The organism is Kitasatospora sp. NPDC001309 (assembly GCF_042896295.1).
GTDB lineage: Bacteria > Actinomycetota > Actinomycetes > Streptomycetales > Streptomycetaceae > Kitasatospora.
Genome location: NZ_JBIAXC010000024.1, coordinates 77,629 through 93,267, shown reverse-complemented (window position 1 = coordinate 93,267; position 15,639 = coordinate 77,629). Strand labels below are relative to the sequence as shown.

General features: G+C 75.1%; 16 protein-coding genes. 10 read left to right on the top strand and 6 right to left on the bottom strand.

What is annotated here, in order from left to right; all coding sequences use genetic code 11:
- Positions 1-116 precede the first annotated feature (116 nt).
- The 3 genes from ACFY2K_RS23610 to ACFY2K_RS23600 form a co-directional block, all read right to left on the bottom strand.
- Positions 117-1,346 (bottom strand): cytochrome P450, encoded by a 1,230-nt coding sequence (locus ACFY2K_RS23610; protein ID WP_380525114.1) that lies wholly within the window; start codon positions 1,344-1,346, stop codon positions 117-119.
- 92 nt (positions 1,347-1,438) lie between these two features.
- The gene (locus tag ACFY2K_RS23605; RefSeq protein WP_380525115.1) at positions 1,439-1,657 is read right to left on the bottom strand and encodes a ferredoxin; all 219 of its coding nucleotides are present in this window, start codon (positions 1,655-1,657) and stop codon (positions 1,439-1,441) included.
- Between the two features lie 205 nt (positions 1,658-1,862).
- Positions 1,863-3,404: an ATP-dependent DNA ligase gene (locus tag ACFY2K_RS23600; protein ID WP_387713773.1), complete on the bottom strand. Its 1,542-nt coding sequence runs from the start codon at positions 3,402-3,404 to the stop codon at positions 1,863-1,865.
- A 110-nt stretch (positions 3,405-3,514) separates the two neighbouring features.
- Between ACFY2K_RS23600 and ACFY2K_RS23595 the strand changes: the two genes are divergently transcribed.
- The 4 genes from ACFY2K_RS23595 to ACFY2K_RS23580 all read left to right on the top strand — a co-directional run bounded on the left by ACFY2K_RS23595 (position 3,515) and on the right by ACFY2K_RS23580 (position 7,001).
- On the top strand, positions 3,515-3,865 hold the full coding sequence (locus ACFY2K_RS23595) for a hypothetical protein (RefSeq protein ID WP_380525118.1): 351 nt from the start codon (positions 3,515-3,517) through the stop codon (positions 3,863-3,865).
- Positions 3,866-3,933: 68 nt separating this feature from the next.
- Entirely contained in the window at positions 3,934-4,722 is a 789-nt protein-coding gene (locus ACFY2K_RS23590) for a hypothetical protein (protein WP_387713770.1), read from the top strand.
- 89 nt (positions 4,723-4,811) lie between these two features.
- Positions 4,812-5,603, top strand: coding sequence for a glycerophosphodiester phosphodiesterase (locus tag ACFY2K_RS23585; protein ID WP_387713767.1), 792 nt, complete (start codon positions 4,812-4,814; stop codon positions 5,601-5,603).
- A gap of 6 nt (positions 5,604-5,609) precedes the next feature.
- Positions 5,610-7,001 (top strand): MFS transporter, encoded by a 1,392-nt coding sequence (locus ACFY2K_RS23580; RefSeq protein ID WP_380525123.1) that lies wholly within the window; start codon positions 5,610-5,612, stop codon positions 6,999-7,001.
- 80 nt (positions 7,002-7,081) lie between these two features.
- Here the strand turns inward: ACFY2K_RS23580 and ACFY2K_RS23575 are convergent, their stop codons facing one another.
- Entirely contained in the window at positions 7,082-7,831 is a 750-nt protein-coding gene (locus ACFY2K_RS23575; RefSeq protein WP_380643426.1) for a hypothetical protein, read from the bottom strand.
- 220 nt (positions 7,832-8,051) lie between these two features.
- Between ACFY2K_RS23575 and ACFY2K_RS23570 the strand changes: the two genes are divergently transcribed.
- The 4 genes from ACFY2K_RS23570 to ACFY2K_RS23555 all read left to right on the top strand — a co-directional run bounded on the left by ACFY2K_RS23570 (position 8,052) and on the right by ACFY2K_RS23555 (position 12,501).
- Complete coding sequence (locus ACFY2K_RS23570; protein WP_380587733.1) at positions 8,052-8,531, top strand: GNAT family N-acetyltransferase; 480 nt, start codon at positions 8,052-8,054, stop codon at positions 8,529-8,531.
- A gap of 233 nt (positions 8,532-8,764) precedes the next feature.
- Positions 8,765-9,745 (top strand): CAP domain-containing protein, encoded by a 981-nt coding sequence (locus tag ACFY2K_RS23565; protein WP_387713763.1) that lies wholly within the window; start codon positions 8,765-8,767, stop codon positions 9,743-9,745.
- Positions 9,746-9,963: 218 nt separating this feature from the next.
- On the top strand, positions 9,964-11,541 hold the full coding sequence (locus ACFY2K_RS23560; protein WP_387713760.1) for a sigma-70 family RNA polymerase sigma factor: 1,578 nt from the start codon (positions 9,964-9,966) through the stop codon (positions 11,539-11,541).
- Between the two features lie 210 nt (positions 11,542-11,751).
- Positions 11,752-12,501, top strand: coding sequence for a hypothetical protein (locus ACFY2K_RS23555; RefSeq protein WP_380525571.1), 750 nt, complete (start codon positions 11,752-11,754; stop codon positions 12,499-12,501).
- An 82-nt stretch (positions 12,502-12,583) separates the two neighbouring features.
- Here ACFY2K_RS23555 and ACFY2K_RS23550 read toward each other — a convergent pair whose 3' ends face one another.
- Entirely contained in the window at positions 12,584-12,820 is a 237-nt protein-coding gene (locus tag ACFY2K_RS23550) for a hypothetical protein (protein ID WP_380402434.1), read from the bottom strand.
- A gap of 176 nt (positions 12,821-12,996) precedes the next feature.
- Here ACFY2K_RS23550 and ACFY2K_RS23545 point away from each other — a divergent pair, with 176 nt between their 5' ends.
- Complete coding sequence (locus tag ACFY2K_RS23545) at positions 12,997-13,683, top strand: alpha/beta fold hydrolase (RefSeq protein ID WP_380525570.1); 687 nt, start codon at positions 12,997-12,999, stop codon at positions 13,681-13,683.
- A gap of 52 nt (positions 13,684-13,735) precedes the next feature.
- On the opposite strand, the gene ACFY2K_RS23540 is transcribed toward ACFY2K_RS23545, so the two are convergent.
- The gene (locus ACFY2K_RS23540; protein WP_380525569.1) at positions 13,736-14,773 is read right to left on the bottom strand and encodes a terpene synthase family protein; all 1,038 of its coding nucleotides are present in this window, start codon (positions 14,771-14,773) and stop codon (positions 13,736-13,738) included.
- Positions 14,774-14,969: 196 nt separating this feature from the next.
- Between ACFY2K_RS23540 and ACFY2K_RS23535 the strand changes: the two genes are divergently transcribed.
- Positions 14,970-15,509, top strand: a complete 540-nt coding sequence (locus ACFY2K_RS23535; protein WP_387713755.1) for a pyridoxamine 5'-phosphate oxidase family protein — start codon at positions 14,970-14,972, stop codon at positions 15,507-15,509.
- Positions 15,510-15,639: the final 130 nt, after the last annotated feature.

Here is a 15,639-nt window from a genome sequence, read left to right as displayed (position 1 = left end):
CCCGGCGCCGGGGCGAGCCGGGTGACCCGCGCACCCGGCACCCGGCGGCCGGGGCCGCCGGGCGGCGGGCACCGGGGCGCAGGATCACCGGAGTGGAGGACCGCCGCCGCGCAGGATCACCAGGTCACGGGCAACGACCGCATCCCGTAGATGAACGACTCGGTGCGGAACGCGCGCTCCCCGGCCGGCCGCAGCCCCGGCAGCCGCCGGAACAGCGTCTCCAGGGCGATCTGCAGCTCGGCGCGGGCCAGCGGCTGGCCCAGGCACTGGTGCACGCCGAAGCCGAAGGCCAGGTGCCGCCGGGCGTCCCGGTCCAGGTCCAGCTCGTCCGTCGACCGGTGCCCGGCGCCGCCGAACACCGCCTCCTCCCGGTTGGCCGTGGACAGCATCGCGATCACGCCCTCCCCGGCCCGGACCGTGACCCCGCCCAACTCCACGTCCTCCACCGCCACCCGGGGCAGCCCGGTGTGCACGATGGTCAGCAGCCGCAGCAGCTCCTCCACCGCGCCCGGCAGCGCGGCCGGGTCGGCGAGCCTGGCGACCTGCTCCGGGTGCTCCAGCAGCAGCGCGGTGGACAGCGCGATCATGTTCGCCGTGGTCTCGTGCCCGGCGACCAGCAGCAGCACGCCCGTGCCGGCCACGTCGTCCGGGCTCAGGTCGTCCCGCGCCGCGAGCCGGCTCAGGACGTCGTCCTCCGGTTGCGCGCGCTTGCGGGCCGTCAGGTCGCGCAGGTAGTCCTGGACCTCGTCCTGGGCCACCCGGAGCTCCTCCACGGTGCTGTCCCGGCTGAGCAGGGTGCGGCTCAGGCCCTGGAAGCGGTCGCGGTCCTGGTACGGCACGCCGAGCAGCTCGCAGATCACCAACGAGGGCACCGGCAGCGCGAACTCGGTGACCAGGTCGGCCGTGGTCCGGCCCGCGGTCATCCGGTCCAGTGCCTCGTCCACGATCCGCTGGATCTCCGGGCGCAGCGCTTCCACCCGCTTGACCAGGAAGTCCCCGGTGACCATACGGCGCTGGCGGGCGTGCTCGGGGTCGTCGAGGCGCAGGAAGTTCGGCTTGCCCGTGACCAGCTCCTCGCGGGCGCCGGCGACCAGCAGCGGGAAGGCCGGGTGGCGCACGTCGGCGCTGAACCGGCGGTCGGACAGCACGGTGCGGACCTCGGCGTAGCCGGTGACCAGCCAGCAGGCGTCGCCGTCGGGGAGTTCGGCCCTGGTCATGGACGCGGTGGCGGCGGCCTCGGTGTACACGGGCGGCGGGCCGAACGGGCAGCCGCTGGAGTGCGGGGCCGGCAGCAGCGGGACGGCGGGGGCGGTGGGTGCGGCGGGGGCGGTGGGTACGGCGGTCAAGGCGGGGGTCTCCTCGTGTCGCGGGTGTCCTCGTGGGGTTGCCGGGTGCAGGGAGGCCTCCCGGCGGCCTGCGGGGCCGCAGGTGGGGACCGTCAGACCTCGGCCTCGGCGGGCCCGTCCTCGGTGACGCTGATCGCCCGGCCCGGGCAGAGCTCGGCGGCGAGTCTGACGTCGTCGAACTGCTCGGGCAGCAGCACGACCTGGCGAAGTGTCACAAGGCTGTCCCGCTCGTCCTGGTCGAAGACCGCGGGCACGTTCATCACACACATTCCGGAGCTGCAGCAACGGTCCCGGTCGACGCTCACCTGCATGTCGGCACCTCTCGCCAGGGCGCCGCCGGCTGCCCGGCGGCCGCCTCTCGTTGTCACGGTTAACCTAGCCGCCGCTGGTCCGCCTACGGAGCGGTAGGGCGGACGGATCGGCAAGAATGGCCGATTCGGCTCCTGCGTGAACGCCCTTGCCGCGCAATGCGTTTCAACCGGCGCCAGGCCGTCGGACGGGGCGGCGCGGACGGCCTCACAGGCCCTCGGCGGCGGCCAACTCCCTGACGGCGGCCACGGTGTCGGCCTCGGCGGCGCTCTTGTCCGGCCGGTACCGCACCACCCGGGCGAACCGCAGGGCCAGCCCGGCGGGGTAGCGGGGGCTGCGCTGGAGGCCGTCGAAGGCGATCTCGACGACCAGTTCCGGCCGCACCCGCACCGTGCGGGCGTCCCGGTCGACCTCCCGGGCGAGCAACTCGGCGGTCTGCCAGGCGAGCGTGGCGTCGGTCAGCCCCTTGAAGGTCTTCCCGAGCATCACCCACGGGCCGAGGCCCGGCTCGCCCGCCGCCCGCGCCCCCAGGTGCAGATTGCTCAGGAACCCCCGCCGCCGGCCGCTGCCCCACTCCGCCGCCAGCACCACCAGGTCCAGGGTGTGCCGGGGCTTCACCTTGATCCAGCCCGCCCCGCGCCGCCCGGCCGCGTACCCGGCCGCCGGGTCCTTCACCAGCACCCCCTCGTGGCCGAGCGCCAGCGCCCCGCGGAAGAACGCCGAGGCCTCCGCCCGGTCCTCCGTCTCGATCCGGGCCACCCGCAGACCCTCCGGCACCGCCCCGGCCAGCGCCGCCCAGCGCTCCCGGCCCGGCCGGTCCACCAGGTCCGCACCGTCCCGGTGCAACAGGTCGAAGAACCTTACGCTGAGCGGGACTTCGGCCCGCAACCGGTCCGGATCCCGCCGGGTGGCGGTACGCGCCGCGGTCTCCTGGAACGGACGCGGCCGCCCGTCCGCGCCCAGCGCGATCGCCTCGCCGTCCAGCACCGCCGACCGCAACGGCAACGCCAGCGCCGCCTCCGCGACCTCGGGGACGCGCGCCGTGATGTCCTCCAGGCCACGGGTGAACACCGCGACCTCCCCGCCGTCCCGGTGCACCTGCACCCGGATCCCGTCCAGCTTCCACTCCAGCGCCGCCGCACCCGTACGCTCCAGCGCCGCCGCCACGTCCGGTGCGGACGCCGCCAGCATCGGCCGCACCGGCCGCCCCACCTCCAGGCGGAACCCCGTCAGGGCCTCCGCCCCACCGGCCAGCGCGGCCCGCGCCACCGCCCGCGCCGACCCCCGGAACATCAACGCCCGCCGCACCGCCGCCACCGGCACCCCGGCCGCCTGCGCCACCGCGTCCCCGACCAGCGCGTCCAGGGCCCCCTGCCGCAGGTCCCCGACCAGGACCGCCCGCAGGAACCCCTGCTCCACCTCCGTCGCCCGCCCGAACAGACCCGCGAGCAGCCGCCGCCGCTCGGCCTGCGCCCCCGCCCCGTGCACCCCGGCGATCCGCTCCAGCTCCCGCTCCACCTCCCGCACCCCCAGGGAGGCCTCCACCGCCGGCGCCGGCAACTCCCGCAGGGCCGCCCACCCCACCCCCGTCCGCAAGCGCTGCGCCTCACCCGACAGCAGCACCACCGCCGCCGCCCCCTCCTCGGCGCCCAGCTCCCGCAGGCACCCCGCCAACAGGCCCACCTTCGCCCGCCGCCCGGGCTCCGCCGCCACCTCCCGCGACACCTCCGCCAACCGCCGCAACCCCATCCGCCGCCACCTCCACCCCCAGCATCCGCGCGGCCCCCCGACCCCGCACCCCGACCGCCCGGGCACGTAGCCTTTCCCGTCCAGCAGTTGACCGGTGAGGGGGAGCGTCCGTGTCGATCGAGTTCGTGCGCCGGTCGGACGGCCTGGCCTACCGCTACCGCCGGGACGGCGAGTTCAACGGGCGGCCGTCCTTCAAGCGCCTCGACCTCGACGTGTGGTGCCGGTGGCTGCCCGAGCGGGGCTGGTGCACCGTGGACGCCGACGGGACCGCCAACGGCTGGCCGCTGTCCGGCCGTCCGGGCCAGGGGCCGTTCCCGCCGCTCGGCCCCTGGCGCAGCTGGAAGGCCGGCAAGTCCTACCTCTACGACCTGCGCCGCACCGAGGAGCTCGACGGGCCCCCGGCCACCGGACCGTTCGAGGACGGAAAACCCGAGGCGGACCGCCGCACCCCGCGGCCATAATGGCCGCGCCCGCCGCCGCCCCGTTCCGAGGGGCGAACCGTCGGCAGGGCGGGAGACGGGGGAGATCCTTGGCACGGCACGCCGCACGCACGGTACTGGTGGCCCTGGCGCTGCTCGCCCTCGCGGTGGGCTGCACGGCCGACCCGGGCGTTCGGCCCACCGCGTCCGCTCCGGTGCCCAAGGCGCCGGCCACCGTCCCGCCGGAGGCCGCGACGGCCTGGCGGCCGCTCGCCCCACTGTCCGGCGAGCAGCTGCGGGCGGCGCTGGCGCCCGTCGCCGAGCTGCCGCCGGGCACCACCACCGAGGACGAGGCGCCGCCGTCCGACGCCACGGTGGCGACGATCGCCAGGGCTGCCCAGCGGAAGCCGGCCTGTGCGCCGGTCCTCGACGCCATGATCGAGCAGTCGGCCGACTCCGCCCGGCTCACGTACGTCACCGGCGACAACAACCCGGGCAACCGGACGTCGGTCCAGCTGGCCGGCGTCCCCGGCGGCCGTGCGCGGGCGGACTTCGAGGCGCTGCGGGACGCCGTCCACGGGGGCGGCTGCACGAGCCTCCGGTTGAACGACCGGTCCGGCGCCGAGCCGCTGGAGGTCGAGCCGGTGGCCTTCCAGGCCTTGGAGGTGCCGGTCGTCGGCTTCCGTCTCCTGTCGCCCACCGGGGCGATGGCCGGCCGGGGCGGGTTCACCCGGCTCTACCTGTACGCGGCGGTCGGCGACAACCGCGCGGTGTTCTACAAGGGCGACGACACCGCGCTCGCCCCTGCCCTGCCCACCGGTCTGGTGACCGCGCAGATCCATCGGCTCGTCACTGCCGGGGCGTCGCCGGAGCCGACGCCCATGGCCGTTACTCCTTGACAGGGTGCGTAATACTGTAACGCGCGCGGTCCCGAGGCGCCGTCGGAGCGGGCCGCGCGGCGTCCCTTCCCAGCAGCTCGGAGCACCGCATGCACCCCTTCCTCGACCACCCGGGGCCGCTGGCCTTCGCGCACCGGGGCGGTGAGCTCGGGCACCCGGAGAACTCGCTCGCCGCGTTCGAGGCCGCCGTGGCGCTGGGCTACCGCTACCTGGAGACGGATGTGCACGCCACCGCCGACGGTGTGCTGGTGGCCTTCCACGACTCCCGGCTGGACCGGGTGACCGACCGGGCCGGGGCGGTCGCCGAGCTGCCGTGGGAGACCGTCCGGCGGGCCCGGATCGGCGGCACCGAGCCGGTGCCGCTGCTGGAGGACCTGCTCGGGGCGTTCCCCGCGGCCCGGTTCAACGTGGACGTGAAGGCGGCGCCCGCCGTGCGGCCGCTGGTCGAGGCGATCCGCCGGACGAACGCCTGGGACCGGGTCTGCGTCGGCGGCTTCTCCGACAGCCGGATCGCCGCCGTGCGCGCCGCCGCGGGCCCCCGGCTGGCGACCTCGCTGGGCCCGCGCGAGGTGGCCCGGCTCCGGCTGCACTCGCTGGCGGGCCCGCTGGCGCGGGGTGGGGCGCCGTTCGCCGGGCTGTGCGCCCAGGTGCCGGAGCGGCACCGGGGGATCAGGGTGGTCGACCGGGCCTTCGTCCGGGCCGCCCACCGCCTCGGCCTGCAGGTCCACGTGTGGACTGTGGACGATGCCACACGGATCCGGTCTCTCCTCGACCTGGGTGTGGATGGCATCATGGCGGATCGCATCGACGTCCTGAAGGGCGTCCTCGGCGAGCGCGGCTGCTGGACGGACGGCAGCACCGGCTCCAGCACAGTGAAATAGGAGCCCATGAGCACCACGGACCACCTGCCGGACGACGTCTCGTCGCCGCCGGCGGCCGCCGACGACGGCCGTGCCCTGCGCCGGATGCAGTTCGGCTGGTACATCAACGACTGGGCCAACGCCGCCTTCTCGGCCACCGTCCTGACGGTCTTCCTCGGGCCGTACCTGACCGAGGTGGCGAAGAACGCCGCCGACGCGTCCGGCGACGTGCACCCGCTCGGCCTGGCGATCCGCGCCGGATCGTTCTTCCCGTACACGGTCTCCTTCTCGGTGCTGATCTCGGTCGCGGCGATGCTGCTGACCGGCACGGTCGCCGACCGCACCGGGCGGCACAAGGAGCTGATGTGCGGCTTCGCCTACGTGGGCGCGCTCGCCACGATGGGGATGTTCTTCCTCGACGGCGACCGCTACCTGCTCGGCGGCGCGCTGCTGGTGGTCGCCAACATCTCGTACGCGGTGTCCGTGGCGCTCTCCTACGCCTACCTCCCGGGCCTGGCCACCCCCGACGAGCGCGACGCCGTCTCCTCCAAGGGCTGGGCGTACGGCTACGCGGGCGGCGGGCTGCTGCTGATCGCCAACCTGGCGCTGTTCCAGGGCCACGAGGCGCTGGGCCTCTCCTCCGGCACCGCCGTGCGGATCTGCCTGGCCTCGGCCGGCCTGTGGTGGGCGCTGTTCACCCTCGTCCCGATGCTGCGGCTGCCCTCCCGGGCCGGCGTCGTCCGGGCGCGCGCCGAGGCCGCGCCGGACCAGCCGGCCGCCGGCAGCCTGCGCGAGCTCGGCCGCACCCTCAAGAGCATGCGCAAGCACCCGCTGACGCTGCTCTACCTGGCGGCCTTCCTCTGCTACAACGACGGCATCCAGACCGTCGTCTCGCAGGCCTCGCTGTACGGCAGCGAGGAACTCGGCATGGAGCAGGGCACCCTGGTCATCGCGGTGCTGATCGTCCAGATCGTGGCGATCGGCGGCGCCCTGCTGCTCGGCCGGATCGCCCAGCGGCACGGCGCCAAGAAGACCATCCTGGGCTCGCTGGTCGGCTGGGTGGTCACGCTGGCCCTCGGCTACTTCATGCCGGCCCATCAGCCGGTCTGGTTCTACGTCCTGGCCTGCATGATCGGCCTGGTGCTCGGCGGCAGCCAGGCGCTCTCGCGCTCGCTGTTCTCGCACCTGATCCCGGCCGGCCGGGAGGCCGAGTACTTCAGCCTCTACAAGGTCAGCGACCGCGGCACCAGCTGGATGGGCCCGCTGGTCTTCGGCCTCGCCTACCAGGTCACCGGCAGCTACCGCTCGGCGATCATCTCGCTGCTGATCTTCTTCGTGATCGGTTTCGCCGTCCTGGTGAAGGTCCCGGTCCGCCGGGCCATCGAGGCGGTCGGCAACCCCGTCCCCGAGCGGCTCTGAGTCCGCAGTCCGCTCCTCCGGGCGGCCGGGTGCTCGGCCCGGCCGCCCGGCCGCCCGGCCGCCCGGAGGAGCGGAGGGGCTCAGGGGCCCGCGATCAGCCGGCCGATCCCGTCGAGGAACTCCTCCAGGGTGGCGGCGGCGGGTTCGAAGGCGCCGTCGTGGGAGGCCGTGGTCGACCTCCAGACCCGTCCGGTGTGTCCGGTCGCGAACAGGTGGCCCGCGCCGTCGCTGCCGAAGACCAGCGCCAGGCGCTCGCCCTGGATGACGGGAACGCCGTACTCGCGGACGTGCCCCGTCACCGCGCCCGGCGGGTGGATGAAGTAGCCGTTGTCGAGATCGGGCAGGGAGGCCCGGTCGAGCACCCCGTAGAGCGTCGCCAGGTCGGGGGGCACCGGCAGCAGTTCGCCGAGCGCGTCCGCCGCCCGCCGGCCGGCCTCCGTCGCGTGGACCAGGGCGTTCTCGCCCGGCGGGAAGCCGTACCTGGCGGCGAAGGACCGGGTGAACCCGGCGAGGGCCGCGCCGGTCTCCTCGCACCAGGCCCGGAGCCACTGCGGGTCGAGCTGCGGACCGGGCAGCGGGGTGGGGTTCCTGAGGTCGATGGTGACGGACCGGCGCCACCCGGCTCCGGCCCGGGCGGTGCCCGGCCGCCCCGTTCCCGCCTCCTGCTCCTGTTCGGCCCCGAGGTCCTCCGATGCGCGGGCACCCAGGGCGCGCAGCCGCGCCTTGCCGGCTTCGTCGGCCTCCTCGGTGCCCGGGTAGAGGGCGGTGTACCGGCCTCCGTCCTCGTCCTGCCAGCTGTAGCTCTGGTACTGCTCCGTCGGTTCGTCCACCGCCGGAACCTCCGTTCCGTGCTGTCGGGATGACCCACCGTAGGCGATGGGGTCCGGCGGGGAGAAGCCCTTCACCCTCCCGGGTGGAACCGGGGAAACGGCCCGGGGGTAACTGCCGGAGTGGAGTGTGCGGCGGGTGGTGTTGGCCGGGGTGGAGATCGGCGGGCGGGCGACGGGGCGGCATGCTGGCCCGAGCCGTTCGACCAGCGAGGAGACCGAGTTGAGCACCGCCGCCGTGAACCGTTGGAGCATCAGTGCGCCGCAGGAGGGGGACTACCCGCGCTGGCGCGAACTCTTCCGCGGGTACTGCGAGTTCTACCGGGTGCCGATGCCGGAGGAGAAGGCCGAGCTGGTGTGGTCCTGGCTCAACGACCCGGAGCACGAGGTGGAGGGGCTGCTGGTCCGGGACGGCGCGGGGACGCCGGTCGGCTTCGCGCACTTCCGGCCGTTCGCCCGGCCGCTGCACGGCACGGTCGCCGGGTTCCTGGACGACCTGTTCGTCGCGCCCGAGGTGCGCGGCGGCGGGGCGGTGGACGAACTGCTGGCCCGGCTGCGGGAGATCGCCGCCGAGCGCGGCTGGAGCACCGTGCGCTGGATCACCGCGGACGACAACCACCGGGCGCGCAGCAAGTACGACCAGGTCGCCACCCGGACGATGTTCGTCACCTACGACATGGCCCCGGACGGCCCGGGCCGCTGAGCCCGGCCCGCTGAGTCCGCTGAGTCCGCTGCGCCCGCTGCGCCTGTCGAGTCTGCTGCGCCCGGCCCGCTGCGCCCGCTCGGCCCGCCGGGGCGGCCGACCGGAGCGCTCGACCGGATCACGTGACCAAGTCGCCGGACATTCGTTCGGAGTTTCTGTTATCGGCGTTCCGCCGGGGGGTCTCCCAGGTGTCGGCACCCGACCAGCCGACCTGGACAGAAAGCAGTGGCCACGTGAACAGCGACGACAGGACGACCGTCATCCCGGCGAGCGGCGGCGGCGACGGCGGCGCCGACGGGAGCGGCGGCCCCGGCCGCCCGGGTGGCCGGGCCGCGCGGCGGGCCGCCCAGCGGCACACCGGCCACGGCCGCCGGGGACGTCGGCGCGGCGGGTTCGTGCCGGTGACCGCGGTCGTCGCCGCCGTGGCCGGGACGGGCCTGATCGCGGCGCTGGCCGGGGCGGGCTACGCGGCGTACGGCGGCAAGCAGAGCGACCGGGACCTCGCCGGGCAGGCCGCCGCGGCCGACTCGCTGGTCGCCGCCGAGGTGGGGACGCACGAGGGCATCCAGGTGCCGGGCGCCGGGGGAGCGGGCCTCGCGGGCGCGGTGCCGCCCTCGGGCAGTCCGACGGCGACGGGTCCGTCGGCCACCCCGAGCCCGTCGGCCACCGCGACGGCCACCGCCTCCCCGACGGCCCAGCCCACCGCGACGCCGACCCCGACGGCCACCGCCACCGCCAAGCCGAGCCCGGCGACCACCCGCCCGAGCGCCAACGCCGCCGCGGGCACCGCCCAGCGGGCCGCCGCGGCCCCGGCGGGTGGCGGGTCGTCCCCCGCGTTCGCGCAGCAGGTCGTCGACCTGGTCAACGCCGAGCGGGCCAAGGCCGGGTGCGGCCCGGTCGCCGCCGAGCCCCGGCTGGCCAGCGCGGCCCAGTCGCACAGTGACGACATGGCCAACCGCAACTACTTCGACCACGCCAGCCCGGAGGGCTACCACGCCGACCACCGGATCGAGGCGGTCGGCTACCGCTGGAGCACCTGGGGCGAGAACATCGCCCGGGGCCAGAGCGATCCGGCGGCCGTGATGGAGTCCTGGATGAACAGCCCCGGCCACCGCGCCAACATCCTGAACTGCGACTTCAAGCAGCTCGGGGTGGGGGTGCGGACCGGCGCCAACGGCCCGTGGTGGACCCAGGTGTTCGCCGCCCCGGCCTGACCGGCCCCGCCCCTCGTTCCCGTTGCTCGCCCCTGAGCCCTGTCCCCTGACCCCTGCCTCCGCTCACCCCGCCTCCGCTCGCCCCCGGTGGCCGGTACCTCCGGCCACCGGGCAGTCCGATTTTCCGATTCCGCGCACATTGTTGTTATCTGATCACTCCCCACAGGTCTCCGAGGAGGCAGCGGCGGACGGAAACACGGCAAGACGGAGTGCGGACCATGAACGCTGATGTGCAGAACAGGACCGGGACGACCCTGGTACGCGCGGCGCAGGCAGGTGACCGACAGGCCCAGGAGGCCCTGGTCGCCACCTGGCTGCCGCTCGTCTACAACGTGGCCGGCCGCGCCCTGCGCGGCCACGCCGACGTGGACGACGTGGCCCAGGAGACCATGATCCGCGCCCTGGACGGCCTGGACGGGCTCCGCGACCCGGAGTCCTTCCGCTCCTGGCTGGTCGCCATCACCATGAACCAGGTCCGCCGCCGGCATGCCGCCGGGCAGCAGCAGCCCACCGTCGGCGGCCTGGACGAGGCCTGGGAAGTCCCGGACCCCCGGGCCGACTTCACCGACCTCACCATCCTGCGCCTGGGCCTGTCCGGCCAGCGCCGCGAGGTGGCCGAGGCCACCCGCTGGCTGGATCCGGACGACCGTGAACTGCTCGCCCTGTGGTGGCTGGAGGCCGCCGGCGAACTCACCCGCGCCGAACTCGCGGAGGCCCTCGACCTGACCGTGCCGCACGCCGCCGTGCGGGTCCAGCGGATGAAGAAGCAGTTGGAGGCCGGGCGGGTCGTGGTCCGCGCCCTCGGCGCCTACCCGCGCTGCCCCGAACTCGTCGAGGTCACCGCCGGGTTCGACGGCACCCCGAACTCGGTCTGGCGCAAGCGGATCGCCCGGCACATCCGCGGCTGCGCCGGCTGCGACGGCCTGGGCCGCGACCTCTTCCCGGCCGAGGGCCTGCTGGCCGGCCTCGCGCTGGTCCCGATCCCCTCCGCCTCGCCCGCGCTGCTGCACCTCCAGCACACCGCCGCGACCGCCGCGGCGGGCGCCCACACGGCGGCGGCCGGTGCGGGATCGGGCGCGGGCGGTACGGCGGCCGGTGCGGCCACCGGCGGTGGCGCGCACGGCGGTTGGGCCGGCACCGCCGCCCGCAAGGCCGCACTGGCGGGCGGTACGGCCGCAGCGGTGGCCGTCACCACGCTGGCCCTGGTCTGGTCGAACCCCACCGAGCCGCCGCACCCGGCGGTGCCCGAGCCCACCGTCCCGGCCGCCGCCCTGGACACCCCGGTGGCCCTGCCGGCGACCGTCCCGGACACCCCGACCGCCACCCCCACGCCGACGCCGACCCCCACCGGGACCCCGACCCCGACGCCCTCGCCCACCGCCACCCGGTCGACCCCGGCCGCGCCCCAGCCCAACCCGGAACGGCAGCTGGTGGACCTGGTCAACGCCGAACGCGCCAAGGCGGGTTGCGCCCCGCTGCGGATCGACCCCCGCCTGCACGCCTCGGCCCAGAAGCACTCCGACGACATGGCCGCCCGCGGCTTCTTCGACCACGTGAACCCGGACGGCGTCCGCACGGACGCCCGGATCACCGCGGCCGGCTACCGCTGGTCCCAGTGGGGCGAGAACCTCGACCGGGGCCCGACCACGGCGGCGAGCGTCTTCGCTCGTTGGATGGACGGCGGGATCCACCAGTCCAACATGCTCGACTGCGGCTTCAAGGACATCGGCGTCGGCGTCGCCACCAGCCCCGCCGGCACCCTGTGGACCCAGGACCTGGGCGCCCCGATGTCCTGACCGGCCCGCCCCCGCTCCGGCCCGGAGCGGCCCCGCCCGGGTCGGTCCGGGCGAGCGTTTCCGGCCAACCTTTGACGTGGGCATGCTGGCTGCTCTGGAACCCTCTTGGAGCGTTCCAATCCTTGCTACTGTCGCACCGGTTCCACCACCCCGGCGCCCGCGCGGCCGCCGTGCGGGGCCCTACGGACCTGCCGACAGGACTGGTGTGAAGTGACAGAACTACGTGACCGACTGCTCGACCGTTCGTCGACCGCCGCCCTCCGAAGCCGACTCGCCGCCCTGGCCGGGGCGCTCGCGCTGCTGGTGGCCGTCCTGGTCGGAGCGGGTGCCGCACCCGCCTCCGCCGCACCCACCGGGGCCTCCGCCGCATCGGCCTCCGCCGCCAAGGCCGCTGCGGCCGGGCCCGGTTGGATCTGCCGGGGCGCGCCCGTCACCCCGGGCTACGTCCTCACCATGCACACCAACAACGGCTGCAACGGCGCCGGCATGTGGTACCAGCAGCCCGCACGGGACGGCATCTGGACCTGCGCCACCTCGCCGATCCCGGCCGGCTACGTGCTCTCCGGGCACAACCCCACCGGCTGCGACGGCTACGACTCCTGGTACATGCGCCTGCCGGTGGACGGTCTGTGGACCTGCGGCACCTCGCCCATCCCGCCCGGCTACGTCCTGACCGCCCACGTCGCCAACGGCAACGGCTGCACCAACATCGACGCCTGGTTCATGCAGCTCGCCAGGGACGGCATCTGGACCTGCGCGGGTTCTCCGATCCCGCCCGGCTACGTCAACACCGGCCACCAGGTGCCCGGTTGCGGCGGCATCGGCTCCTGGTTCCAGGTGGTCGCCCGGCCCGGACTCCAGGTCTGCCCGTACCAGCCCGTCCCGGCCGGCTACCGCCTCGGGGCCTACGTCAACACCGCCTGCAGCGGCCTGGGCGGCTGGTACCTCCTCCGCGCCTGACCCGACCCGGGCCCGGGGAGGGGAGCCGCACGACGGCCGCACCCACCCTTCCCCGGGCCCGCCCCGAGAGTCCGGGGAAGGGCTACGCGGGGGTGACCGGCGCCAGGCCGTCCGCCGAGCCGGTCACGTAGCCGGTGGCCTGGCCGACCACGCCACCCGCGTCCCCGACCTGCCCGGGCACCGCGTCCGGGGCGCTGGTCAGCGGACCGGGCAGGCCCTCCTGGCCGCCGATCTCGCTGGCGTGCGCACTCGGAGCGGTCAGGGAGGCCACCACACCGACGGCGAGCGAGGCGACGGCGAGCATGCTGCGCTTCTTCATGGCCGGTCCAACGAAAGCGCGCCGCAAGGGTTACGGGCGGCCCCGGAGCGTCGCGGCCCGGGGAGGCGCCCGGGGCGTGCGGCCGGGATGCCGCGCACGGTGACCGAACGGATACTGGCCGCAGTGGTCCGTGTTCCGTCACGGCGCGCTACCGACGAAGGACGAAGGAGGACGTCATGGCCGGTAAGGCCAGCATCGTATTCGCCCACGGGCTCTGGGCCGACGGGTCGTGCTTCAACAAGCTCATCCCCACGCTCCAGGCCGAGGGCCACGAGGTCTACAGCTCGCAGCACGGGCTCGACTCACTCGCGGGCGACGTCGCGTGCGTCACCCGGGCCATCGAGCACGTGCCGGGCCCGGTGGTGCTGGTCGGCCACTCCTACGGCGGGACCCTGATCACCAAGGCCGGCGTCCACGACCGGGTGGGCGCCCTGGTCTACATCGCCGCGCTCGCCCCGGACGAGGACGAGACCTCGGTGGGCCAGCAGGAGAAGTTCCCCCCGACGCCCGTCTTCGCGCACGTCGGCGTCTCCGACGGGCGCCTCTGGCTGCTGGAGGCGGGCATCGGCGACTTCTGCGGCGACCTGCCGGCCGCCGAGCAGAAGCTGGTCCTCGCGACGGGCGCCGTCCCCGTCCCCGACCTGTTCGCCCAGCAGGTCCCCGGCACCGCCTGGCGCACCAAGCCGAGCTGGTACATCGTCGCGAACAACGACCGCACCGTGAACCCCGACCTGGAACGGGCCGCCGCCGAGCGGATGGGCGCGAAGACCTTCGACGTCGACAGCAGCCACGTCCCCATGCTGTCGCACCCCGACTTCGTCCTCGACGTCATCCGGGACGCCGCCAAGTCCCTGGAGTCCTAGGGCCCAGTGCCCATTGCCCGGGCCCCGGGGTCGAAATTCCCTGCGGGGACGGTCAGTTCGTCTGCACGAGGTCGGCGGCGAGGGCGGCCTCGCCGGCGGGCACGAGGTGGGAGTAGCGGCGGGTGGTCCTGCTCCACTCCAGGTAGCCGCTCATGGCCGTGCGCATGCAGTCGGTGATCAGGGCGGCGGCGCCGGCCTCCCGCGGCCCGACGCCGCTCGCCAGTCGCTGCTCCAGGACGAGGAACTCCTCGCACCAGGCGGTGACCATGCCCTGGATCTCCCGGATGCTGTCCGCGTGGTCCGGGGCCCCGTCCCGGCCGTGGTCCCGGCTGCGGTCCCGACTCCGGGCTCGGCCAGGGTCGTTCTCGATGACGAGGACGAGGTTGTGGACGTCGCCGCGCGACTCCTCCTTCTCGACGGAGTGGACGTCGTTGAGCGTGTCGACGACGTCCGCGGTGATGTCGGCCATCCGGCGCACCACGGGCTGGGTGTAGAGCCGGTCGGGGAGTTCGAAGCCGTAGGCCTTCTGGCTGAGGTCCAGCATGGCGTACACGAAGCCGGAGCGGCGGCGCAGTTCGGCGTACTCGGCGAGGGTCGGGACGCGTCGGTGGGCGCGGTTGCGGGCCTCCTGGGCGTACGCGCCGAGGTACCACTGCCAGTGCTGTCCGGTGCGTTCCAGCCAGGCGGGGGAGGCGCCGTCGGCGAGGCGCTGCCACACGTCGCCGAAGGCCCGCAGCAGCGGCCCGGCCCCGGCCGGGGGTCGGCCGCCTGCGGCGATGACGCGGGCGAAGTCCGCGCAGACGGCGTCCACCCGCTCCGGCCGGTCGGCCGGCGGGCCGTCCACGTGGTCGTCGAGGAAGGTGGCGACCACGACGGCGTCCACGGTCAGGTCCAGCCGGGCCCCGCTCGTCCGGGGGTTCCAGACGGCCATCAGCCCGGCGATGTCCCAGCGCAGGAAGCGCGCCTCGTCGACCGGGTCCGCGACGAGCCCCTGCCGCCGGCTCCAGAGCAGGCTGCGCCGCCGGGCCGCGTCGGCGTCCGGGCTGGTCGCGGTGTCGAAGGGGAGGGTGAACGCGGTGTCCTGAGGCATGGGGGGTGCCCTTTCGAAGGCATGGCTGTGCCGGCCGTCGCTCGTCCCAAGGGTCGCCGCGACGGCCCTCCGGCCGCAAGGGCGCACGGTGGGGGGCGTGTCGCCGTCCACGGCCGGGGCCGACGGCCACCTTGCCCGGTAGCCGCCGATCGCGGTGTGGTGGTGTCCGGCCACTTCCTCCTGACAGGAGCGACGAATGAGCACGAACGACCCGGATGCGCGGTTCGACGAACGGTTCAGCGACCCCGGTTCGGGCGCGACGCCGTGGGAGACCGTTCGTGGGGTGCTGGAATCGGCACAGCTGTTCTGGATCACCACGGTGCGGTCCGACGGACGCCCCCACGTCACGCCCCTGGTGGCCGTGTGGCTCGACGGGCAGCTGCACTTCACCACCGGCGCCGCGGAGCAGAAGGCCGTGAACCTGGGCGGGAACCGGCAGGTGGCGCTGACCACCGGCTGCGACCGCTGGGACCGGGGGCTCGACGTGGTGGTGGAGGGCGTGGCCGTGCGGGTCACCGCGCGCCCCGCGCTGGAACGTCTCGCGGCCGCCTGGGCGGCCAAGTGGAACGGCGAGTGGCGGTTCCGGGTGACGGCGGACGGCTTCGCCCACCAGGACGGGGGCGCGTCCCTGGTCTTCGGGGTGCGGCCGGCCAAGGTCCTCGCCTTCGCCAAGGGCGGGTTCGGCCAGACCGCCTACCGGTTCGACGGGGGCCGGACCACCGAGCCGCGGACCTGACCGCAGCCCGCCGGGGCCCGCCCGGAACCCGCCGGGGCCCGCCCGGAACCCGCCGGGGCCCGCCCGGAACCCGCCGGGGCCCGCCCGGAACCCGCCGGGGCCGGCCCGGAACCCGCTGGGACCCGCCCGG

Excerpts from the sequence above, each read along its gene's own strand:
- ACFY2K_RS23540 (WP_380525569.1), bottom strand. The coding sequence starts at position 14,773 with ATGCCTCAGGACACCGCGTTCACCCTCCCCTTCGACACCGCGACCAGC.
- ACFY2K_RS23550 (WP_380402434.1), bottom strand. The coding sequence starts at position 12,820 with ATGAAGAAGCGCAGCATGCTCGCCGTCGCCTCGCTCGCCGTCGGTGTG.
- ACFY2K_RS23585 (WP_387713767.1), top strand. The coding sequence starts at position 4,812 with ATGCACCCCTTCCTCGACCACCCGGGGCCGCTGGCCTTCGCGCACCGG.
- ACFY2K_RS23535 (WP_387713755.1), top strand. The coding sequence starts at position 14,970 with ATGAGCACGAACGACCCGGATGCGCGGTTCGACGAACGGTTCAGCGAC.
- ACFY2K_RS23545 (WP_380525570.1), top strand. The coding sequence starts at position 12,997 with ATGGCCGGTAAGGCCAGCATCGTATTCGCCCACGGGCTCTGGGCCGAC.
- ACFY2K_RS23600 (WP_387713773.1), bottom strand. The coding sequence starts at position 3,404 with ATGGGGTTGCGGCGGTTGGCGGAGGTGTCGCGGGAGGTGGCGGCGGAG.
- ACFY2K_RS23580 (WP_380525123.1), top strand. The coding sequence starts at position 5,610 with ATGAGCACCACGGACCACCTGCCGGACGACGTCTCGTCGCCGCCGGCG.
- ACFY2K_RS23605 (WP_380525115.1), bottom strand. The coding sequence starts at position 1,657 with ATGCAGGTGAGCGTCGACCGGGACCGTTGCTGCAGCTCCGGAATGTGT.
- ACFY2K_RS23560 (WP_387713760.1), top strand. The coding sequence starts at position 9,964 with ATGAACGCTGATGTGCAGAACAGGACCGGGACGACCCTGGTACGCGCG.